General features: G+C 64.1%; 18 protein-coding genes. 12 read left to right on the top strand and 6 right to left on the bottom strand.

Annotated features, from left to right (window positions below):
• Positions 1 to 119: 119 nt before the first annotated feature.
• The 3 genes from G5S42_RS12540 to G5S42_RS12530 all read left to right on the top strand — a co-directional run bounded on the left by G5S42_RS12540 (position 120) and on the right by G5S42_RS12530 (position 2,167).
• Positions 120 to 1,310, top strand: coding sequence for a Rieske 2Fe-2S domain-containing protein (locus tag G5S42_RS12540; protein ID WP_176107023.1), 1,191 nt, complete (start codon positions 120 to 122; stop codon positions 1,308 to 1,310).
• A 225-nt stretch (positions 1,311 to 1,535) separates the two neighbouring features.
• Positions 1,536 to 1,661, top strand: a complete 126-nt coding sequence (locus G5S42_RS45165; protein ID WP_281374993.1) for a hypothetical protein — start codon at positions 1,536 to 1,538, stop codon at positions 1,659 to 1,661.
• 71 nt (positions 1,662 to 1,732) lie between these two features.
• A complete protein-coding gene (locus tag G5S42_RS12530; RefSeq protein WP_176107021.1) occupies positions 1,733 to 2,167 on the top strand; it encodes a rubredoxin in 435 nt (144 codons plus the stop codon).
• Between the two features lie 33 nt (positions 2,168 to 2,200).
• Here G5S42_RS12530 and G5S42_RS12525 read toward each other — a convergent pair whose 3' ends face one another.
• Together G5S42_RS12525 and G5S42_RS12520 are read right to left on the bottom strand one after the other, a co-directional pair.
• Positions 2,201 to 3,055 (bottom strand): oxidoreductase, encoded by an 855-nt coding sequence (locus tag G5S42_RS12525; protein WP_176107020.1) that lies wholly within the window; start codon positions 3,053 to 3,055, stop codon positions 2,201 to 2,203.
• A gap of 216 nt (positions 3,056 to 3,271) precedes the next feature.
• A complete protein-coding gene (locus G5S42_RS12520) occupies positions 3,272 to 4,210 on the bottom strand; it encodes a LysR family transcriptional regulator (RefSeq protein WP_176107019.1) in 939 nt (312 codons plus the stop codon).
• A 107-nt stretch (positions 4,211 to 4,317) separates the two neighbouring features.
• Here G5S42_RS12520 and lysA point away from each other — a divergent pair, with 107 nt between their 5' ends.
• Positions 4,318 to 5,586: a diaminopimelate decarboxylase gene (gene lysA, locus G5S42_RS12515; protein ID WP_176107018.1), complete on the top strand. Its 1,269-nt coding sequence runs from the start codon at positions 4,318 to 4,320 to the stop codon at positions 5,584 to 5,586.
• Positions 5,587 to 5,596: 10 nt separating this feature from the next.
• Here lysA and G5S42_RS12510 read toward each other — a convergent pair whose 3' ends face one another.
• Positions 5,597 to 6,517, bottom strand: a complete 921-nt coding sequence (locus G5S42_RS12510) for a LysR substrate-binding domain-containing protein (protein WP_176110503.1) — start codon at positions 6,515 to 6,517, stop codon at positions 5,597 to 5,599.
• 114 nt (positions 6,518 to 6,631) lie between these two features.
• Between G5S42_RS12510 and G5S42_RS12505 the strand changes: the two genes are divergently transcribed.
• The 3 genes from G5S42_RS12505 to G5S42_RS12495 all read left to right on the top strand — a co-directional run bounded on the left by G5S42_RS12505 (position 6,632) and on the right by G5S42_RS12495 (position 9,793).
• Positions 6,632 to 7,399 (top strand): transporter substrate-binding domain-containing protein, encoded by a 768-nt coding sequence (locus G5S42_RS12505; protein WP_176107017.1) that lies wholly within the window; start codon positions 6,632 to 6,634, stop codon positions 7,397 to 7,399.
• A 36-nt stretch (positions 7,400 to 7,435) separates the two neighbouring features.
• Positions 7,436 to 8,551 (top strand): succinylglutamate desuccinylase/aspartoacylase family protein, encoded by a 1,116-nt coding sequence (locus G5S42_RS12500; RefSeq protein ID WP_176107016.1) that lies wholly within the window; start codon positions 7,436 to 7,438, stop codon positions 8,549 to 8,551.
• Between the two features lie 324 nt (positions 8,552 to 8,875).
• A complete protein-coding gene (locus G5S42_RS12495) occupies positions 8,876 to 9,793 on the top strand; it encodes a dihydrodipicolinate synthase family protein (protein WP_176107015.1) in 918 nt (305 codons plus the stop codon).
• A gap of 76 nt (positions 9,794 to 9,869) precedes the next feature.
• Here G5S42_RS12495 and G5S42_RS12490 read toward each other — a convergent pair whose 3' ends face one another.
• Positions 9,870 to 12,005, bottom strand: coding sequence for a phosphocholine-specific phospholipase C (locus tag G5S42_RS12490; RefSeq protein WP_176107014.1), 2,136 nt, complete (start codon positions 12,003 to 12,005; stop codon positions 9,870 to 9,872).
• 210 nt (positions 12,006 to 12,215) lie between these two features.
• Between G5S42_RS12490 and G5S42_RS12485 the strand changes: the two genes are divergently transcribed.
• The 4 genes from G5S42_RS12485 to G5S42_RS12470 all read left to right on the top strand — a co-directional run bounded on the left by G5S42_RS12485 (position 12,216) and on the right by G5S42_RS12470 (position 19,628).
• Entirely contained in the window at positions 12,216 to 14,186 is a 1,971-nt protein-coding gene (locus G5S42_RS12485; protein ID WP_176107013.1) for an amylo-alpha-1,6-glucosidase, read from the top strand.
• A 52-nt stretch (positions 14,187 to 14,238) separates the two neighbouring features.
• Positions 14,239 to 17,010, top strand: coding sequence for an MGH1-like glycoside hydrolase domain-containing protein (locus G5S42_RS12480; RefSeq protein ID WP_176107012.1), 2,772 nt, complete (start codon positions 14,239 to 14,241; stop codon positions 17,008 to 17,010).
• 110 nt (positions 17,011 to 17,120) lie between these two features.
• On the top strand, positions 17,121 to 18,740 hold the full coding sequence (zwf, locus tag G5S42_RS12475) for a glucose-6-phosphate dehydrogenase (protein WP_176107011.1): 1,620 nt from the start codon (positions 17,121 to 17,123) through the stop codon (positions 18,738 to 18,740).
• Positions 18,741 to 18,803: 63 nt separating this feature from the next.
• Positions 18,804 to 19,628 carry an ROK family protein gene (locus G5S42_RS12470; RefSeq protein ID WP_176107010.1) on the top strand — a complete coding sequence of 275 codons (825 nt, stop codon included), beginning with the start codon at positions 18,804 to 18,806 and terminating at the stop codon, positions 19,626 to 19,628.
• A 7-nt stretch (positions 19,629 to 19,635) separates the two neighbouring features.
• Here G5S42_RS12470 and G5S42_RS12465 read toward each other — a convergent pair whose 3' ends face one another.
• Positions 19,636 to 20,097: a type VI secretion system amidase immunity protein Tai4 gene (locus G5S42_RS12465; RefSeq protein WP_312883560.1), complete on the bottom strand. Its 462-nt coding sequence runs from the start codon at positions 20,095 to 20,097 to the stop codon at positions 19,636 to 19,638.
• A 103-nt stretch (positions 20,098 to 20,200) separates the two neighbouring features.
• Between G5S42_RS12465 and G5S42_RS12460 the strand changes: the two genes are divergently transcribed.
• Positions 20,201 to 20,767: a YbhB/YbcL family Raf kinase inhibitor-like protein gene (locus G5S42_RS12460; protein WP_176107008.1), complete on the top strand. Its 567-nt coding sequence runs from the start codon at positions 20,201 to 20,203 to the stop codon at positions 20,765 to 20,767.
• Positions 20,768 to 20,814: 47 nt separating this feature from the next.
• Here G5S42_RS12460 and G5S42_RS12455 read toward each other — a convergent pair whose 3' ends face one another.
• Positions 20,815 to 21,810 carry an aldo/keto reductase gene (locus tag G5S42_RS12455; protein ID WP_176107007.1) on the bottom strand — a complete coding sequence of 332 codons (996 nt, stop codon included), beginning with the start codon at positions 21,808 to 21,810 and terminating at the stop codon, positions 20,815 to 20,817.
• Positions 21,811 to 22,103: the final 293 nt, after the last annotated feature.

Below are 22,103 nucleotides of genomic sequence, written 5' to 3'. Positions count from 1 at the left end.
CGCATCGCGCATGCCCGCCACAGTGCCATGCGGCGGCTGCATCAAGTAGACTGGTAAAGATGCCGCACTGCCATGCAGCGCGGCAACCTTCTATCCGCTCGTGCACGGAGGCTTGACCTATGCATGCAGTTCCCCCGCTAGAACAGGAACAGGAAATCGCCGGCGCCGCGCTTGCCGCCGCGCCTGCTCAAGCCACTCACGACGCGCCGGTGCGTGATCTGCGCCGCGTCGCCATTCATCCCGATTACTGGTACCCGCTCGCGTGGTCGCATGAAGTGAAGCGCGGCAAGACGCTCGGCGTGACCTTCGCCGGCGATCCGATCGTGCTCGCGCGCACCGAGAGCGGCAAGGTGTTCGCGCTCGAAGATCGCTGTGCGCATCGGCAGGTGCCGCTGCATCAGGGCGTGGTCGACGGCGAATCGATTCGCTGCGGCTATCACGGCTGGACCTACGACTGTTCGGGCACCTGCATCGATGTGCCCTACCTCGGCCGCGAGCGTCTGCCGAACGGCGTGCGTTCGTATCCGTGTCAGGAAGTGGAGGGACTGATCTTCGTGTTTCCCGGCGATGCCGCGCTCGCCGAGGAACGGCCGCTGCCGGGCTTTTGCTCGGTGTCGGACCCGAAGTACAAGACGCGCCGCTTCGGCCGTCCGGTCAAGTGTCATTATTCGTTCATGCACGAGAACCTGATGGACATGAATCACCAGTTCCTGCATCGGCGCCAGATGGGGCAGATGCGCGCGCGTTCGCTCGGGCGGCGGCGCGGTGAGGGCTGGGTCGAGATCGACTATACGTTCGCGCGGATGGCGGGCCAGCAGCCGATTGGCGAAGCGATGGTGTTCGGCGAGAGGCGCAAGACCGGTGGCTTCAACCATAAAGACGTGATGACGATCCGCACCGAATACCCATACCAGACCCTGCAGATCCGCAACGACGACAAGACGCTGGTGATGGACCTGTGGATCGTCTATGTGCCGCTCGATCGCGAGCAGCGCACCAACCGAACCTTCGGGCTGCTGTCCATCCGCAAGCCCGGCATTCCGGGTGTGATGAATCTTGCATGGCCGCTGCTGGTGTGGTTCACCGAGCGTATTTTCAAGGAGGATCGCGAGATCGTCGAAGCGGAGCAGCGCGCCCACGATTCGCAGGGAGCCGACTGGAATCACGAGGTGTTCCCGGTCATCAACGACCTGCGCGCGCTGCTGCGCGAGTGCGGCGCGCCGGACCAGGTGGTCGGCGCGGGCACTGGCGATACCTCGGTGATCCGCTTCTGGGATTCGCGTCACGGCAATCCGCTCGCGAAGACCTGAACGCAGCGCGGCGCGGGTGTGTTCACCGGCGCCGCGCAACCCGTCCCGCCACGGCTTTCTCCCTCGCTGGGAATTAATCCATCTCCGCACGGTAGACAATGCGCGGCGTGCAAGCGGCGATAATGTCGCACGGTACTGTTATTGCTCGCGAGTTTGCGCCAATCGACATTCGTCGCGTCCGCACCCGTGTACCATTGCGCTTTTTCCAAACTTCAAGACTCACTCGTGACCACGCAACAAACCCCCGCCGCCTCGCGTAAATCCCTCACTCTGCTGCAACTGCTTGGCCTGATCGGCGCCGCCGGCCTGATCGCGTCGTACGCGCTGAACCTGCTGATACAGGCGCACTGAAGCAGCGCCCGCGTCGCGCGGGCAGCCTTACGCCGGCGCGCGTCGCCGGCTTTCTCGAGTTTCCGATTGCCATGTACAAAAAGGGCGTAGCCGTAGAAATCCAGTTTTCCCCCGAGCGGCTCAACGATGGCGCCGGCGATCCGTACTGGATCGATCTGACCCACGACGAAGCGCAGCGCCTGCTCGACAGCTTGCAGGCGCGGCTCGCGGGAACCGGTAGCGGCATGGTCGCGCCGCTCGTCGTGAGCCTCGATCCGACGGCGCGCACGAACGCGGCGGATGCCGCCGCGTCCGCTAAGCCCGATGCGCCGTCGGCCGCGAACGCCGCCACGGCCGAGGAGTTCAAGCAATGGGTCTGCGTGATCTGCGGCTGGGTCTACGACGAAGCCGCCGGCGTGCCGGAAGAGGGCATCGCGCCGGGCACGCGCTGGGCCGATGTGCCGGCCGACTGGCGCTGCCCGCTGTGCGATGTGGGCAAGGACGATTTTGCGCTGGTGGAGTTTTAAGGCACGCGCCGAGGCTCGCCTGACAAACCTGCTCTACGCCGTCCGTTCCGGATAGTCCGCGCCCTCGGTCGTCGCTCGCCATGTGTCGAAATCGCCGCGCATGAAATCGAGCTTCTTGTACGCGAGATCGAGCGCGGCCTTGCCGAGCAGCAGACGCAGCGGCGGCGTGTCCGACAACGCCGCATCGATGATCGCCTGCGCGGCGCGCACCGGGTCGCCAGCCTGCTTGCCGCTGCGCGCTTCGGTCTGCTTGCGGCGCTCGCCGGCGGTCGACGCGTAGTCGTCGATCAGCGTCGCCGACTGCTTGATCGACGGCCCCGCCCAGTTGGTGCGGAACGGCCCCGGCTCGACGATCAGCACGCCGATGCCGAGCGGCTTCACTTCCAGCGCGAGCGATTCCGACAGCCCCTCGACCGCGTACTTGGTCGCATGATAAAAGCCGGTCGCCGCGAAACTCGTAATGCCGCCGATCGACGACACGTTGACGATCAAACCGCTGCGCTGCTCGCGCATGATCGGCAGCACGGCCTTCGTGATGTCGATGAGACCGAACACGTTGGTCTCGAACATCGCGCGGACTTCGCTGTCGTCGCCTTCCTCGATCGCGGCCAGATAACCGTAGCCCGCGTTGTTGACGAGCGCGTCGATACGGCCGAAATGGCGCTTCGCCTGCGCGACCACGGTTTCGATCTGCGCGCGATTGGTCACGTCGAGCGGCAGCACCAGCGCGCGCTCGCCGTGCCCCTGGGCAATGTCCTTCACTTTCGATGCATCGCGCGCGGTGACGACCGCGCGCCAGCCGCGTTCGAGCACGAGCTTCGCGAGCTCGCGGCCGAAGCCGGTGGAACAGCCTGTGATCAGCCAGACGGGATTGTCTCGATTCATCATGTGGAACACTCCTGTTGAGGGTCTATGACGTGAGGACTCGAAAACGGCGCGCCGATGCGGCGCGAACGCGCGGCGCGTCGGTAATCGGTATGCGGGTGATGTCAGCTTGAAGCGTGCCCGGTTGGCGCGGCGGACGGTTCGGGCGGTGGCCCCGCGCGAGCGCGCGTGCTGCTGCGCGGATTCGCCGGGGGATGACGACGGGCGCCGCCGTGACTGCTATGACTGCGAGGACCGCGTGGGGCTGGTGTGACGTTTCAATTGTAGTCGCAGCGCGGCGGCTTCGCTTTGCAGCGCGCCGACGAACGCGTCCGCGAGCGGATGCGCGGGCCGGTGCTCGGGACGGATCACGCCGACGCGAAACGGCAGCGATAACGCGAGCGGCCGGATATGCAGATTGCGGCCCGCGAAATCGAGCGCGGTCAGCGGATTGACGATCGCGATGCCGAGCCCTTGCCGCACGAAGCTGCACACCGATACCGCGGTCGGCGTTTCGATCAGCAGGCGGCGCGCGATGCCAGCCCGCGCGAACGCTTCGTCGATCTGCAGCCGGTACGGATCGTTGGCAGACAGGCTGATGAACGCCTGATCGGCGAAGTCTTTCAACGCGATCACGCGTTTCGCGAGCAGCGGGTGAGCGTCGGGCAGCACGCACACTTCATCGACGGCGATCAGCGGCGTGAGCCGCGTGCCGGGCGGCGGCGCGTCGTGCTCGGTGAGGCCGAGGTCGTAGCGCTGCGCGGTCAGCCATTCTTCGAGAAACGGCGACTCCTGCGTCGCGATCGATACGCTGACACCCGGCTGCGCATCGTGAAAGCGTTTGACGGCGCCCGGCAGGATCGAATGCGAAAACACCGGCAGCGCGATCACGGACAGCTGGCCGCCCTTGAATTCGCGCAGCGCGGCCGCCGTCGACGCGACGCGCTCGAGCCCGACATACGCGCGCTGAATCTCGTCGAACAGCGTCAGCGCGGATTGCGTTGGACGCAGCCGGCCCTGCGCGCGCTCGAACAATGCGAAGCCGATGCTCTGTTCCATGCGCGCCAGTTCGCGGCTCACAGTGGGCTGCGACGTGAACAGCATCTCGGCTGCCTTGGTGACGCTGCCGCCTGTCATCAGCGCGCGGAAGATTTCGATGTGCCGGTGCGTGAGCGCCATTGTGGTTCGGGGTATATCAGAAGTGAATAGATCAGCGATAGATTGGTATTTTACTGAATGATCGCCGCGGCTCATCATGTCGGCTAACGCTTTCGCAAAGCTTCGACATGCAACCGACCGTGACGCCATTCAACCCCCATCAACTCGCCGATCTCGGGCGCCAGCACGGCACGCCGCTATGGGTGTACGACGCCGACGCGATCCGCCGGCGCATCGGGCAGTTGCGCAGCTTCGACACGATCCGCTACGCGCAGAAGGCCTGTTCGAACGTGCACATCCTGAAGCTGATGCGCGACGAAGGCGTGATGGTCGATGCAGTCTCTTCAGGCGAACTGACACGCAGTTTTGCGGCGGGCTTTGCGACTCAACCTAGGTCGCACGACGCACCCGAAGGCGTGGTATTTACCGCCGACGTGCTCGACCACGCGACGCTAGCCACCGTGCTCCACGAGCGGATCACGGTCAACGCCGGCTCGCTCGACATGCTCGAACGGTTCGGACGACATGCGAGCGAAGGCCATCGCGTGTGGCTGCGGATCAATCCCGGCTTCGGTCACGGCCACAGCAGCAAGACCAACACCGGCGGCGAGCACAGCAAGCACGGCATCTGGCGCGACGACCTGCCACGCGCGCTCGAACTGGTGCGGCGCTATCGGCTGAAGCTCGTCGGGCTGCACATGCATATCGGCTCCGGTGTCGATTATGCGCATCTCGCGAGAGTTTGCGACGCGATGGTCGATGCAGTGTCGCAACTCGATCAGGATATCGAGGCGATTTCCGCGGGTGGTGGTTTGTCGGTTCCGTATCGCGATGGCGAGCCGAGCGTCGATACCGCGCATTATTTCCGGCTGTGGGACGATGCGCGGCGGCGCATCGAAGCACAGGTCGGGCATCGTGTGCGGCTCGAAATCGAACCGGGGCGCTTTCTGGTCGCGCAGGCAGGCGTGCTGGTCGCCGAAGTGCACGCGCTGAACCGGCGGCCGTCGCGGCAATTCGCGCTGCTCGACGCGGGCTTCAATGACCTCGTGCGGCCGTCGTTCTACGGCAGTCATCACGAGATCAGCGTGCTTCGGCGCGACGGTACGCCGAGCGATGCACCGGTCGGCTCGTTCAGCGTGGCGGGGCCGTTGTGCGAGACCGGCGACGTGTTTACGCAGGCGGAAGGCGGTGTCGTGACGAGCCGCTCGATGCCCGCGCCTCAAGTGGGCGACTTGCTCGTGTTTCACGATGCGGGCGCGTATGGCGCGTCGATGTCATCGAACTACAACAGCCGGCCGCTTGCTCCCGAGGTGCTGATCGAGCGCGGCAATGCGCGGCTGATCCGGCGCAGACAACGCATCGAAGAATTGATCGCGCTCGAAGAAACGGCGGGTTGAAGTTCAAGGCTCAACGCGCCCGCACCGTGCGCGTGTACGACGCGATCATCGTCGCGAACTCCTGCGTGGCTGGCGTCAGTGGAATCGCCGCGCGTTGCAGCAGACAGACGTTTTGCTGCAACGCGCGCTCGCGCACCGGGATCGTCGTCAGCATGTCCGCGAACGGTCCCCGCTTCGTGATGACCGACGATTCGAGCGACAGGCAATCCGTCGCGCCTACCAGATGCAACGTCTCGTATAAGCCCTCGACGGTCGCGACGATCTTCGGCGGCGGCAAACCGTGGCTGTCGAACAGATGGCTCAAGCGGTTGACGTGCGGCTCCTCGGTCAGATTCGGCGAGCGCGTCGTCACCCACGTGCAATCGACGAGCTCGGCGAGAGACTTCGCATCCGCCTTCGGATGACCGCGCCGGCACACGATCACCGGGTCGGACGGATAGAGTGGCGTGACCGACAGATCGGCGGTATCGGTCTGCTTCGAGACGAGCGCGACCGCGAAATCCAACGTGCCTTCACGGATCCACGAAATCATCATGCGCGACGTGCCCGTGCGCAGATGCACGGCGACGCGCTCGAAGCGCGCGCGAAACTCCATCAGCACCGGCGCGAACGCGTCGACGAGCGGCTCGGTCGTCATGCCGAACGTGACCTCGCCCACGTAGTCGCCGCGCAACTGACGCACGTCCTCCTCGGCCCGCTCGCATTCACCGAGGATCGCGCCGGCCCGCTGGAGCAGCCGCTGGCCCAGCGCGGTCAGCGCAATGCCGCGATTGGTACGCGTGAACAACGTCGCGCCGAGCATCGATTCGAGGTTCTGCAACTGCTGCGTGATGCCGCTTTGCGCAATGCCGAGCGCGCGCGACGCCGCGCGGATGCTGCCATGCTCGGCGACCGCCGTGAACGCGCGCAACTGCGAAATCGTCAATGCCATTGGCGTCAGGGACTGGTGATCGGTAAAAGTGATCATGATAGTCCGAACGGGACTTCTTCGAGGCACGGCGGCAGCTTACGATCGCGCTGTCCTGATCCGCTCACGTCGCCGTCCATGAAAACTTCGCTGATGACTCTTTGCGCCGCGCTGGCTTTCAGCAGCGGCGCGTTCGCCGCTGACGCCAACACGTTGCGCCTCGGCATCGACCCGACCTATCCGCCGATGGACTCGAAGGCCCCCGACGGCAGTCTGAAGGGCTTCGACGTCGATCTCGGCAACGAGATTTGCCGGCGCATCCACGCGCATTGTCAGTGGGTCGAACTCGAGTTTTCGGGCATGATTCCGGCGCTGCAGGCACGCAAGATAGACGCGGTGCTGTCGTCGATGGCGATCACCGAAAAGCGCGAGCAGCAGATCCTGTTTTCGTCGAAGCTGTTCCAGTTCAAGTCGCGGCTGATCGCGCGGCAAGGCTCATCGCTCGCGCCTACGGCGAGCGGACTTGCCGGCAAGCAGATCGGCGTGCAGTCGGGCACGCAGTTCGAGGGCTACGCGCTGAAGAACTGGACGCCGCTCGGCGCGAACGTGGTCGCCTACAAGAGCCAGGACGAGGTGTTCGCCGATCTGCGCAACGGCAGGCTCGACGGCGCGTTGCTCGGCACCGTCGAGGCCGATTACGGCTTCCTGCGTACGCCGGCGGGCAAGGGCTTCGCGTTTGTCGGCGAGCCGCTTTCGATGGGCGATCGCGGCGTCGGCATCGGCTTGCGCAAGGATGAAACCGAAGTGCAGGCATCGATCAACGCGGCGATCGCGTCGATGCGCCAGGACGGCACCTATGCGCAGATTGCGAAGAAGTACTTCGACTTCGATCCGTACGGCAATTGATCCAGGTTTCCAACTTTTCTTCACGGCTTTCCCTTCATGAACAGGCAATCGATTCCGCTTCTGTCGCCGGCTATCGGCACGCACCGCGAGCTGGTGTCGTTTCATTTCGGCCTGGCCAATAGCGGGCAGAAGATCTACATCCAGGCGTCGCTGCATGCCGACGAAACGCCGTCGATGCTGACCACGGTGCTGTTGAAGCGGAGATTGCTGGACCTCGAACAGGCCGGCGCGCTGAATGCGGAAATCGTGCTCGTGCCGGTGTCGAATCCGGTCGGGCTCAGTCAATACGTGCTCGGTCAGTTCGTCGGCCGCTTCGATCTCGGCAGCGGCAAGAACTTCAACCGGCATTTCGTGCAGTTCACGAAGCTCGTCGAGGATGCAAAGGAGGCGCTGGGAGCCGACGCGAACGCGAACCGCCGCATCGTGCGCGCACTGCTCACGGCCGAACTCGCGCAACAGAAGCCGCTGACCGAATTCGAGTCGCTGCAACTGGCGCTGCTGAAGCTGTCATGCGACGCGGACGTCGTGATCGATCTGCATTGCTCGCTCGAAGCGGCGATGCATGTGTACACGAGCGAGGCCGCGTGGGCCGAGTTCGAGCCGCTGTCGCGCTACCTCGGCGCCGAGGCCTCGTTGCTCGCGACGGATTCGGGCGGCGGCGCGTTCGACGAAACCCACAGCCTGCTGTGGTGGAAGTTGCAGCAGCAGATGCCGGCGAGCAAGCCGGTGCCGACCGGGTCGATCGCGGTGACGGTCGAATGCCGCGGCCAGCGCGACGTGTCTTACGAAGTCGCGCAGCAGGATGCCGACGCGCTCGTCGACTATCTGGTGTGGCGCGGTGCGATTCGCGGTGAGGCCAAGCCGTTGCCGCCGCTTCTGTCGCCGGCGACGCCGCTCGCGGGCAGCGAGCAGTTCTATGCGCCGGTAAGCGGGATTCTCGTGCACCGCGCGAAGATCGGCGACACGATCCGCGTCGGCCAGCCGCTGTTCGATATCGTCGATCCGCTGACTGACGAGACGACCACGATCGCGAGCCAGACCGAAGGGGTGCTGTATATGCGACGCGCGATCCGTTTCGTGACGGCCGGTGCGCCGCTCGGTCGCGTGAGCGGCACGCGGCCGATCAGAACGGGCGTGTTGCTGGGCGCCTGATCGATTGACGGAGGGCCCGCGCTCTTCGTCGCACCGCCTGCGCGCCGGCGGCACGAGTTACGACGCATCGCGTGCCGCTATGCCGGACTCGGCATCCAGGACCGCGTCAACGCCTCGCGCGACGGCGCTCACATGCGCCGCAGCCGCGTTGCCGTGAAGTTGGATTGCGCGATCCGACGCGGCCATTCCGCGTCTCGCCGACTGTGCGGATTTAATCTCTTTCAGCCGCGAAAAAGCCCAAGCCCGCTTCCGGACAAAGGCCGATACTCGTCGTCATACTCAACGTGTGTCGGCGCGGCCGGCTTTTTGAAGGAGACGGATAAAGTGAGCAAGGCTATCCAATGGAGCGGGGTGTTTCCCGCCGTCAGCACCCAGTTCAAGACGGATTTCTCGCTCGACATCGACGCGACGCACCGCGTGGTCACCAATCTCGTCAAGGACGGCGTGTCGGGTCTGGTGGTCTGCGGCACGGTCGGCGAAAACACTTCGCTGAGCACGTCGGAAAAGCTTCAGGTGATCGAGGCAGCGCGCGACGCGTCCGGCGGCAAGGTGCCGGTCGTCGCGGGCGTCGCCGAGTTCACGACCGAGTTCGCACGGCAGACGGTGCGTGAAGCCGCGCGTGTCGGCGTCGACGGCGTGATGGTGATGCCGGCGCTCGTCTATTCCGCGAAGCCGCACGAAACCGCCGCGCATTTCCGCTCGGTCGCGACCAGCACCGACCTGCCGGTGATGATCTACAACAACCCGCCGATCTACAAGAACGACGTGACGCCGGACGTGCTGATCGCGCTGCAGGACTGCGAGAACATCGTCTGCTTCAAGGATTCGTCGGGCGATACGCGGCGCTTCATCGATCTGCGCAACGCGGTGGGCGACCGCTTCGTACTGTTCGCCGGCCTCGACGACGTGGTGGTCGAAAGCATCGCGGTGGGTGCGGAAGGCTGGGTGTCGGGCATGTCGAACGCGTTCCCGAAGGAAGGCGAGACGCTGTTTCGCCTCGCCACCCAAAAGCGTTTCGATGAGGCGTTGGCGCTGTATAGCTGGTTCATGCCGCTGTTGCACCTCGACGCGCGCCCCGACCTCGTGCAATGCATCAAGCTATGCGAGGAACTGCTCGGGCGCGGCAGCGCCGTCACGCGTCCGCCGCGCCTCGCGCTGCAAGGCGATACGCTCGCCGAAGTCAAAGAAATCGTCGCAAAGGCGCTCGCTACGCGTCCGACGCTGCCGGACGTTGGTCTTTAAGAACGCCTGAAAGACATCGGCATCCTGTCCGCCTAGGAGGGGAACAGGATGCCGAACCCAACCGCGAGCGCAGACATCAACTCGCCGTCAGCACCGGCGCAACCGCAGCCGGATCACTGATACTCGGCCGGCCGTTCTCGACGTGACCGGCAAAGCGGCGCGAGAAGCGTGCGTCGTCGCTGCTCGTCACCGTCAGGTCGTACCAGTGATGGCTCGACGTAAGCACCCAGCCTTCTTCGATACGCGCATTGGCGGGCACGACCACGGTGCGCGGCCGCGCGCCGTATGCGTTGTCGATCACCGTCAGATGCGCGATGCCACCACTGCTGTTGGTGAACTTCAGGAACACGTTGCCATTCGCGACGTCGTATCGCGCGGTCACTTCAGGCTGAGCCGGCTTGTCGTTGCCGTGTCCGTTCTGCGCACTCGCCCGCGTGTGGCCCGCGAACTTGCGCACGAAGCCGTTCGGGCCGAACACGTCGAACGCATACACGCCGTTCGTCGCGCTCAGGTCGAACGTATCGCTGAGCGACTTGCCCGCTTCGACCGTGTAGCGCCACGGACCGTCGGTGCGATTCGTCGCGTACACGCAGAAGTGAGCGCCCTGCTCGCCGGTATTGCCGAGCGTGATTTCGAACGTGTTCTTGCCCACGTTCGCCGCGCCGTTCGCATGCAGTTCGTACGGCAACGCGCGCGCGAAGCGGATGCCCGCTTCCTGCGCTTCGATCGGAGTCGACGTCGTCGGCACGGTCGGCTTCGGTTGCGTCCTGCACTGGTTGTCGGCCATGTCCAGGTAGCTTTTGGTATCCGGCAGCGTCGGCATCTTCGAATCCGGCGTGCGGAAGTCGAACGCGGTGCTCAGGTCGCCGCACACCGCGCGACGCCATGCCGTGATGTTCGGCTCATGCACGCCGAAGCGCGTTTCGATGAAGCGGATCACCGACGTGTGATCGAACACTTGCGAGCATACGAAGCCGCCCTTGGTCCACGGCGACACGATCGTCATCGGCACGCGCGGTCCGAGTCCGTACGGACAGCCGTCGGCGCTGTAGCTGCCGCCGCGCAGCGGATTGACGACGTCGTGGATCTCGCCGTCGGTCGTCACCGTCGACTTGCCCTGCGCGGACTTCGTCGGCGGTTGCGGCGGCACGAGGTGATCGAAGAAACCGTCGTTCTCGTCGTACATGATGAAGAGCACGGTCTTGCTCCACATTTCGGGGTTCGACGTCAGCGCGTCGAGAATCTGCGACGTGTATTCGGCGCCGTACGCGGGCGTGTAGCGCGGATGCTCCGAATACGCGGCCGGCGGGCACAGCCACGAGACCTGCGGCAGCCGGTTCGCGAGCACGTCGGCCTTCAGGTCGTCGATCGTGCGCACGGTTTGCGCGCGCTCGTGGAGCGGCGAACCCGGCCGCGCGTTGATGAAGTTCGTGAAGTTCTGCAGGATGTTGGTGCCGTAGTTGCCGTACAGCGGATCGAAGCCCGTCGTGCCCTGTTGATAGACCTGCCATGAAATGCCCGCTGCCTGCAGACGCTCCGGATACGTGGTCCATGACAGCAACTGATAGTTCGGCGGACGATCGCCGTCCGCCCAATCGTTGTTGTCGAGCAGCGGGCCGCCCAGCGTGCCGCTTGGGTCGACCATGCCGGTCATCAGATACGCGCGGTTAGGGTGCGTCGGGCCCGGCAGCGAGCAGAAGTACGCATCGCAGATCGTGAACGCGTCGGCGAGCGCGTAGTGGAACGGGATGTCGCTACGCAGGTGGTAGCCCATCGTCATGTCGGTCTTGTTGGCAGGCCACTGGTCGTGGCGGCCGCCGTCGATCGCGGATTGGGTCTTGGACCACGTGTGATCGAGTTCGCCGACGCACTGCGCGCTCGTCGTCGCGGTGTTCAGATGGAACGGCAGCACCGGCCTCGCCGGGTCTTCCTTCGACGGCTGATTCCACACCGGCAGGCCGCTCGGCAGCGGGATCGGGAAGCGGTCGTTATAGCCGCGCACGCCGCGCAAATGACCGAAGTAGTGGTCGAACGAGCGGTTCTCCTGCATGAACACGACGATGTGCTCGACATCGCGAATCGTGCCGGTGCGCGAAAACGCGGGCACTGCCAGCGCGTTGCGGATCGACTCGGGCAATGCGGTCATCGCGGCGGCGGCGCCCGCGGATGAAGCCACGGTTTGCAGGAAACGGCGACGGCTAGTTGATGTCATCGAATATCACCTTCTGCGTAAAGGAAGAATAGCGGGTGAACGTGCCGTTGGGGTGTTTCGCTGTCGGTGACGCGTTGCTCTTGCCGATCAGTTGCGGGCTAGTCGTCGGTTGATCGAAAGAAAACGGAAAGTATTGGGAAGATCAATGTTCATTGCGCTGCCATCTGCGCTATGTTTGCTGCATTACGATTCGCGTATGAGCACGATTCAATGACTCGCATCGATCCACCCATCGACATCTCGCGACTCGAAGACGAATGGCTCGAAGCCGACGGCTTCGGCGGCTTTGCGTCAGGCACGGTCGGTATGTTGCGCACGCGCCGCTACCATGCGCTGCTGCTAGCCGCGACGCGCGCGCCGGGCGGACGCATGGTGCTCGTCAACGGCATCGAGGCGTGGGTCGAGGCGGGCGGCGAGCGCTTCCCGTTGACCATGCAACGCTATGGGCCTGACCTGATCTATCCGGATCTGCGCGGCAACCTGCTCGGTTTCGATACCGCGCCTTGGCCGACTTGGCGCGTTCAACTCGATACGCATACTGCGATGATCGCCGACGTGTTCGTCAGCAAAGCGACGTGCGAAACGGTATTGCGCTGGCGGCTCGAAGGCGGCGAACTCGATGCGCCCGTGCTGAAGGTCAGACCGCTGTTGTCGGGCCGCGATTATCACGCGCTGCATCACGAGAATCCGACCTTCGACTTCGGCGCGCAGGTCAGCGCCGATCAATCGTGCGCGAGCTGGCGGCCTTATGGCGGACTGCCGGTCGTGCGGGCGGCGACGAACGGCACCTATACGCATGCGCCCGATTGGTATCGCAACTTCTGCTACGTGCGCGAGCAGGAGCGCGGTCTCGATTGCAGCGAAGACCTCGCGGCGCCCGGCGTGTTCAGCTTCGATCTCGCCGAGGGCGAAGCGGTGATGATTCTGAGTGCAGCGAGCACTGCCGCCACCCAGAGCATCAACGACAATCCCCGGACCACCGCCCGCGCCTCCGAACTCGCCGACACCGAACGACAACGTCGGGCCGCACTCGGCTCGCGCCTGCAACGCTCGGCCGACGCCTATGTCGTCACGCGCAACGAAGGCCGCACGATCCTCGCAGGCTTTCCGTGGTTCACCGACTGGGGCCGCGACACCTTCATCGCGATGCGCGGCCTGCTGATCGCGTCGAACCGTCTCGACGACGCCGAAGCGATCCTGCTCGAATGGTCGGGCACGTTGTCCGACGGCATGCTGCCGAACCGCTTCCCCGACTACGGCGACGCGCCCGAATACAACTCGGTCGATGCGTCGCTATGGTTCATCGTCGCCGTTCACGACTATCTGGCTACGCCCCATGCAAGCGCGCGGACGCGCGCGCATCTGCAGCAAGCCGCCGAAACGATCCTGACCGGCTACACGAACGGCACGCGCTTTAACATCGGCTGCTGTCCCGACGACGGTCTGCTGCGCGCCGGCATCCCCGGCGTGCAACTGACGTGGATGGACGCGAAAGTCGGCGACTGGATCGTCACGCCGCGCATCGGCAAGCCGGTCGAAGTGCAGGCGCTATGGATCAACGCACTGCGAATCGCGTCGGCATGGAACCCACAGTGGCGGCAGGCTGGCGAGCGCGCGGCGCTCGCATTTCGCCGGCGCTTCGTCGATCCGGCCACGCAGACGCTGTTCGATAACGTCGACGTCGATCATGTGCCGGGCACGGTCGACCGCTCGATCCGGCCGAACCAGATCTTCGCGATCGGTGGCCTGCCGTTTCCGCTGCTCGAAGGCGCGGCGGCGCGCGCGGTGGTGGCGCAGGTCGAAGCGCAATTGCTGACGCCGCTCGGCCTGCGCTCGCTCGCGCCTTCCGATCCGGCCTATCGTGGCCACTACGGCGGCGCGCCGCTCGAACGCGACGGCGCTTATCATCAGGGCACCGTGTGGGTGTGGCTGATCGGCCCGTTCGTCGAAGCGTGGCTGCGAGTGAATGGCGCAAGCGCCACGAATCTCACACAGGCGAGGAGGCGTTTTCTCGCCCCGCTGTACGCGCATCTCGATCACGCGGGCCTCGACCACCTGTCCGAGATCGCCGACGGCGACGCGCCGTACGCGCCCGCCGGCACGCCGTTCCAGGCATGGTCGCTCGGTGAAATGCTGCGCGTCGAAAGTCTGCTTGCCCGATTCGAGCGCGACGGGGCGTAAACCGCGCTACGATGTTGGGTCCTACCGCCAGGCTTGTTGCAAGGACGTTCTCATGCCACCGCTGCGCGCTGCCAATCTGCTTGCCACGATCGAAGGTTCCCGGCTGCATTCGCCCGAATGCGGCCACTGGCAGCGCTGGGGGCCGTATCTGAGCGAGCGCCAGTGGGGCACGGTGCGCGAGGATTACAGCGCGAACGGCACCGCCTGGGACTCGTTTCCGCACGACCATGCGCGCAGCCGCGCCTACCGTTGGGGCGAAGACGGCATCGCCGGGTTCGGCGACGACCGGCTCAGCTGGTGCGTATCGCTCGCGCTGTGGAACCGCAAGGACCCGATCATCAAGGAGCGCCTGTTCGGCCTGACCAACGCGCAGGGCAATCACGGCGAGGACGTGAAGGAGCTGTACTTCTATCTGGACGGCACGCCCACGCACTCCTACATGCGCATGCTGTACAAGTACCCGCATGCGGCTTATCCGTACCAGAACCTGATCGACGAAAACGCGCGCCGCGGCGGCGACATGCCGGAGTACGAAGTACTCGATACCGGCGTGTTCGACGATCTGGGCTATTTCGATGTGCAGGTCGAATACGCGAAGCACACGCCCGACGACATCGTGATGCGCGTGACGATCGAAAATCGCGCGGACGAGGCGGCGTCGCTCGATGTGCTGCCGCAGATCTGGGCGCGCAACTCGTGGTCGTGGAAGGAGAACAAGGACAAGCCGAAGCTCGTCGCCGGCACCGACCACGACGGCGCGGTGCGTCTGCTTGGCCATCATCATGTGCATGAACCGATCGTCGTGACCGCGTGGTCGAAGGACGCACCGCAACTCGCGTGGCTGTTCTGCGAGAACGACACCAACGTGAAGCGGCTGTTCGGCATGGACGGCGCGGGCCCGTTCAAGGACGGCTTCAACGATTACCTCGTGCACGGCGACGCGAACGCGATCCGTCGCGACGCGGGTACCAAGGCCGCCGCACATGCACCGCTGGAACTCGGGCCGCATGGACGCGCGGTCGTGTATCTGCGCTGGCGCCCGCAAGCGGCGAGCGATGAAGCGCCATTCGATGCCGACGCGTTGATCGCGCGCCGCCTCGCCGAGGCCGACGAATTCTATGGCGCATTGCAGCACGAGATCACCGACCCCGATGCGCGCCTCGTGCAACGTCAGGCGCTCGCCGGCATGCTGTGGTCGAAGCAGTACTACCAGTACGACGTGCAACGCTGGCTCGACGGCGACCCGCTGCAGCCGAGCCCGCCCGCCGCGCGCAAGCAGGGCCGCAACAGGGACTGGCGACATCTGTGCAATGCGGACATCGTGTCGATGCCGGACAAGTGGGAGTACCCGTGGTATGCGTCGTGGGACCTCGCGTTTCACGCGGCCGCGTTCGCGCTGATCGATCCGGCGTTCGCGAAGAAGCAGTTGCTGCTGCTCGTGAAGGACCGCTATCAGCACCCGAACGGTCAGTTGCCGGCTTACGAATGGGCACTCAGCGATGCAAACCCGCCTGTCCATGCGTGGGCCGCATGGCGCGTGTACGAGATCGATCGCGCGCTGACCGGCAAGGCGGACCGTGATTTTCTGGAACTCGTGTTTCACAAGCTGCTGCTGAATTTCTCGTGGTGGGTGAACCGCAAGGACGCCGACGGCCACAATATTTTTCAGGGCGGTTTTCTCGGTCTCGACAACGTCGGCATCTTCGACCGCTCATCGCCGCTGCCGACCGGCGGCCACATCGACCAGGCCGACGGCACCGCGTGGATGGCCGCGTATGCGCTCGACCTGATGCGTATCGCGCTCGAACTCGCCTACGCGAATCACGTGTTCGTCGATATCGGCGTGAAGTTCTTCGAGCACTTCCTGTACATCGCGGAAGCGGTCAGTTGCGACGACGGCTGCGACACGGGCCTGTGGGACAGCGCGGATGAATTCTTCTACGACAAGCTGCGCTTGCCGGACGGCAGCAACATGCCGATGCGCGTTCGCTCGATCGTCGGATTGATACCGCTGTTCGCCGTGCACGTGCTCGAAGAGCGTTTGCATGGCGGCTTGCCGGGCTTGCGCGAGCGCCTCGTATGGTTTCTCGAGCATCGGCCCGATCTCGCGAAGCTGGTGTCGCGCTGGAACGAGCCCGGCAAGGGCAACGCGCTGCTGCTGTCGCTGCTGCGCGGGCATCGGATGAAGGCGCTGCTACGGCGCGCGCTCGACGAAAGCGAATTTCTTTCCGATCACGGCGTGCGCGCGTTGTCGCGTTGCCATCGCGACCATCCGTTCGTGTTCGAACACAACGGCAACAGCTTCTGTGTGAAGTATCTGCCGGCCGAATCCGATACCCGTGTGTTCGGCGGCAATTCGAACTGGCGCGGGCCGGTGTGGATGCCGGTCAACTATCTGCTGATCGAATCGCTGTACGAGTTTCATCGTTACTACGGGGATGATTTCCGCGTCGAGTATCCGACCGGGTCGGGCCAAAAGTTCTCGTTGAGCGAAATCGGCGACGAACTCGCGCGCCGCGCGACCACGCTGTTCCTGAAGGACAAGAACGGCGAGCGGCCGGTGATGGGCGCGTATCCGCTGTTGCAGGCGGACCCGCGTTCGCAGGATCTGATCCTGTTCCACGAGTATTTTCATGGCGACAACGGTCGTGGCGTCGGGGCTTCGCATCAGACCGGCTGGACCGGGCTCGTCGCGTTGCTGTTGCAGCCGCGCGCGATGGCGGCATCGGGCAACGTGCCGCTGGCGGGGGAACCGGCGCCGGCGCCCGCGCCGATTCCGGTGAATGAACCGGTACCGTCGCTCGCGGCCGCGACGACGAAGTAAGCACGCCGCGCGCTCGCGCGCGAAGGCGATTGAACTGTGCGGCAGCGCGCGTGGTCTTTCATGTATCGCCACGTTCGTTCTCTCGGCTTTCCAAGTTCCAGGTGAATTTCATGTCGACTACACCGAACTCTTCCGCCTCTTCCGATCAACCCAACGCAACGCCCGCCTCGAGCTGCAAGCTCATTTCGAACCGATACGACACGCTGTCGTCGCCGGCCGGCAAGAAGCCCGCGCCGCCGTGCACGCTCGTGATCTTCGGCGCGGGGGGCGATCTGACCAAACGTCTGTTGATGCCGGCGCTTTACAACCTCTCGGTCGATGGCCTGCTCGATGACGGCATGAAGATCATCGGCGTCAATCACGGTGAGCGCGAAACGCGCGAATGGTGCGACGAACTGCATACGTCGCTGCAGAAATTCGCCGCCGACAAAGCCAGCACCTTCCACGCCGGCAAGCTCGACGACAACGCGTGGAGCTGGGTCGCGCAGCGCCTCGAATACATGGCGGGCGAGTTCGAATCCGACGACACGTTCGCGAAGCTGAAACAGAAACTCGATCAGTCGAAAGTCGGCAACGTGATTTTTTACCTCGCGGTCGGCGCGCGTTTTTTCAAACCGATCGCCGAGCGGCTCGGCAAAGCCGGCCTGCTGAAGGAAGGCGACGGCGCGAACGGCGGCTTTCGGCGTCTCGTGATCGAGAAGCCGTTCGGCACCGATCTCGCATCGGCGCGCGATCTGAACGCGCACATCCTGTCGTATGCGCGGGAGTCGCAGGTATACCGCATCGATCATTTTCTCGGCAAGGACACCGTGCAGAGCATTCTCGCGGTGCGCTTCGCGAATGCGATGTTCGAGCCGGTCTGGCGGCGCGAGTACATCGACTGCGTGCAGATTACTGCGGCGGAAACGATCGGCGTCGAAGGGCGCGGCAGATTCTACGAGCAGACCGGCGCGTTTCGCGACATGGTGCCGAACCATCTGTTTCAGCTGCTCGGCATCGTGGCGATGGAGCCGCCGAATTCGTTCGACGCCGAAGCCGTCCGCGACAAGAAGGTCGAGCTGTTCGACGCAATCCAGCCGCTCAAGCCCGACGACGTCGTGTTCGGCCAGTACGAAAAAGGGTCCGCCGGTGTGGGCTATCGCGAGGAGCCCGACGTCGCGCCCGGCAGCACGACCGAAACCTACGCGGCGGCGCGCGTGTTCGTCGAGAACTGGCGCTGGGCCGGCGTGCCGTTCTATCTGCGTACCGGCAAGCGGCTCTCAGTGCGCCGCACCGAAATTTCGGTGCAGTTGAAGCCGGTGCCGTTCCGCCTGTTCCGCGACACGCCGGTCAACGCATTGACGCCGAACGTGCTGACGTTGCGCATCGATCCCGAGCACGGCTCGAGTTTCGATTTCAACGTGAAGGCGCCGGGCCCGGTGATGCAGGTCGGTGCGGTGCAGTCGTCATTCAACTATGGCGACTTCTTCGACGAGCGCGCGAACGTCGGATACGAGACGCTGCTATACGACTGCATGCTAGGCGACGCGACGTTGTTCCAACGCGCCGATGGCATCGAGACGGCCTGGTGTGCGGTCGACGACGTGCTGCATCCGAAGAGTGGCGGTGCTCTGCCCGTGCACGGTTATGCGGCAGGCAGCGACGGGCCGGCCGAAGCCGACGCGCTGCTCGCGCGCGATGGCCACGCGTGGCGGCCGTTGCAGCAGAAAGCGCCCGGTCGCAAGTCGTAGCGGCACCTTTGAACCAACCCGCAGACACGCATCACAACCGCTTCACCACAACCGGGAGACATCGTGGCGACACGCAACAAGAACGCAGTGAAACGGAATGCGCCGAAAAGCGGCAGCGAGCACATCCTCGCGATCGACGTCGGCGGCACCGGCCTGAAGGCCGCGATCATCGACGCCAACGGGCAGATGAAAACCGAGCGCGTGCGCGTTGCGACGCCGCATCCGTGCACGCCGGATCAACTGGTTGACGCGCTCGCGCAACTCGTGGCTCCGCTCATCGAGCAGGTGCAGCCCGCTTGTATCTCGATCGGCTTTCCGGGTGTCGTGCGTAATAACCGCATTCTGACCGCGCCGCATTTCGGCATCGAAGGCTGGCACGACATCGCGCTCGCGGATCCGCTCGCGCGGCGCCTGGGCGGTTTGCCGGTGCGAATGATCAACGATGCCGAGATGCAGGGCTTCGCGGCAATCGAAGGCCACGGCCTCGAATTCGTGCTGACGCTCGGCACCGGCGCCGGCACCGCGATGTTTCGCGATGGCGAGCTGATGCCGCATCTGGAGCTCGCGCATCATCCGGTCAGCAAGAAGGGTGTCGCGTACGACGAATACATCGGCGAGGCCGCGCGCGAGCAGGTCGGCAACAAGCGTTGGAGCCGGCGTGTCGAGAAGGTGATCGGCATTCTCGAGTCACTGGTCAATTACGACAAGCTGTGGATCGGCGGCGGCAACGCGGCGCGCATCAAGTTCAAGCTGCCGGCGAACGTGGCGACCGTATCGAACGACGCGGGGATCGAGGGCGGCGCGAAATTGTGGCATCCGCTGTCGGTGCGCGAGACGCGGCAGTATCCGGAGGCGACGGAGAAGACGGGGCGGTTTAAGCCGAAGTGAGGGGGAGTTACTTCGGTCTTGCCGGCAACGGATTATCTTGCCTGTAGGTGCGCTTGGGGTTGACGGCCAAGCGCTTTACCTGTTCGTCCAATTCCTTACTGTGATACAGGTCCAGGCACTTCAGGAAGTCGAATCGGATACCTTCAGTTTCCGATTCGACCAGCGGGTTTTGATAGTCTCGAGCCAAATAATTGTCCACCAAGGTTTTGATCGCGTCTGGAGCCTTCTCCAAGTCATAGTAAGTCCAGTCTCGCAATGCACTGACGCTGCTTCCGGCATCGATAGCAGCATCTTTGTCGTTTTTGTAGGCGTTCGCGATACAAGTAGCCAGAACCATGTCTCTGTAATTCTGTGCATGAGTGCGTGCTCCAGCTTGTGGATTCGCGACTTGATCGGCTTTCGCATAGCAAGCAGACGTACCGAAGATGATGGCAGAAGCAGTTACGATGCAAACCCAAACCTTCTTCACGGCAAACTCCAGAAGTTCGCTCCATGCGCAATATGCCGCCTCTTCCATCTCGAAACAACATTCTCGCTATAGTTGATGCATAAACTCTCAATGGAGACGCCCCATGAGTCGCATCCACTTGGCCCTCGCGCGGCACCTCCTCTCCGCTGTCGCGTGCGCGCTGCTCGCTTACGCGAGCGCACATGCCTACGCGGCACCGTCCTTCGCAGTGTCGTCACCGGGACTGGCCGATGGCGGCACGCTCAACGCGAGCCACGCGGCGAGCGCGAACAACTGCGGCGGCGGCAACGTGTCGCCCGCATTGCAATGGCATAACGCGCCGGCCGGCGCAAAGAGTTTCGCGGTGACGATCTTCGATCCCGACGGCGCGAAAGGCCTCGGCGTCGTGCACTGGATCGTCTACGGCATCGCACCGGGTACGACCGGACTCGCCGAGGGCGAAGCGGCGCCGGCGGGCAGCGTCGCCGGCACGAATCGCACCGGCGGCCCCGGCTATTACGGCCCGTGTCCGGCAGTCGGCGATGTGCCGCATCACTACGTCGCGCAGGTCTATGCGCTCGATCTGCCGCCCGACGCATTGCCGGCCGGCTTGACGCGCGATGCGTTCCTCGCCGCGATCAAGGATCACGTGCTCGCCGCGACGAGCACCGTGCTGCGCTACGGACGATGAAGTCGCGCGGCCGAACACCGGGCCGCGCTTGATCTGCAGAAGGGCGCTTAGCGCGCCGCATCCCCCCATCGATACTGCACGCTCGCGTCATCGAGCTGAGTCTTGATTGCGTCGTCGAGCGTGAACTCGGCCGCCGAGAGCGTATCGCTCAACTGCTCGGCGCGACTCGCACCAATGATCGCCGACGTGATCAGCGGATTCGCGAGCACCCACGCAAGCGATACCTTCGCCAACGATTCGCCGGTCGGCGCGGCGATCGCCTTCAGTCTTTCGATCGTGTCGAATTCGCGCTCGTGCCAGTAGCGCTGTTGATACATCGCGCCAGCCTTGCCGACGCTTTCAGTGAAGCGCCCCTCGGTGGGCGTCGCATCGAGCCGATGCTTGCCCGTCAGCAGTCCGCCCGCGAGCGGGTTATACGGCATCACGGCTAGCTGCTCCTCGGCGGCCAGCGGCAGCAGCTCGCGCTCGATCTGGCGAAACAGCAGGTTGTAGCGCGGCTGGACCGACACGAAGCGCGCGACGCGCAGCACGTCCGCGCGTCCCAAAGCTCGCGCGAGCCGGTACGCAAGAAAGTTCGATACGCCGATATAGCGCGCCTTGCCCGAGCGCACGATCGTATCGAGTGCTTCGAGCGTCTCGTCGAGCGGGGTTTTCGGGTCGTCGGAATGGAGCTGGTACAGGTCGACGTAGTCGGTGCCGAGGCGCTGCAAGGACGCATCGATCGCATCGAGCAGGTGTTTGCGCGACGCGCCCTGATCCCACGCGGCGGGCCCCATCTTGCCGACCGCCTTGGTCGCGACGATGAAGCGCTCGCGCTTGCCCTTCAACCAGCGTCCGACGATTTCCTCGGTGCGTCCGGACAGGTCTTCGCCGGCGCCGAGCGGGTAGACGTTCGCGGTATCGATGAAATTGACGCCGGCGTCCGCGGCCGTGTCGAGGATGCGGTGCGATGCGGCTTCTTCGGTTTGCAGGCCGAAAGTCATGGTGCCGAGACACAGGCGCGAAACGGTCAGGCCGGTGCGGCCGAATTGGCGATATTGCATAGAGTCGACTCCAGAGGGGACGAAAGCGTTTGCCGGAAGGGTGGGACTTTCATGTTGTATGCGGTGTTGTAAAAAGGATAAACGGACTCGCGATTCGATGTGCACGACCGCCGCGATAGAATGTTATTTAAATGAAAGAAATCGCGTAAGGTTGAATTGGCCCTCGAGTGCGTCATTGATAAGACTTTTGCAAGCATAGAATTACAAACAGTAATGAATCTGCGTAAGTAGCGCCCTTACGTTTACGTATTGCTTTCGAAAAGTAAAAAACAGAAACAAATCCATTACGCGAA

The organism is Paraburkholderia youngii, from assembly GCF_013366925.1.
GTDB classification, from domain to species: Bacteria; Pseudomonadota; Gammaproteobacteria; order Burkholderiales; family Burkholderiaceae; genus Paraburkholderia; species Paraburkholderia youngii.
This window is presented reverse-complemented; position numbering and strand designations above follow the sequence as displayed.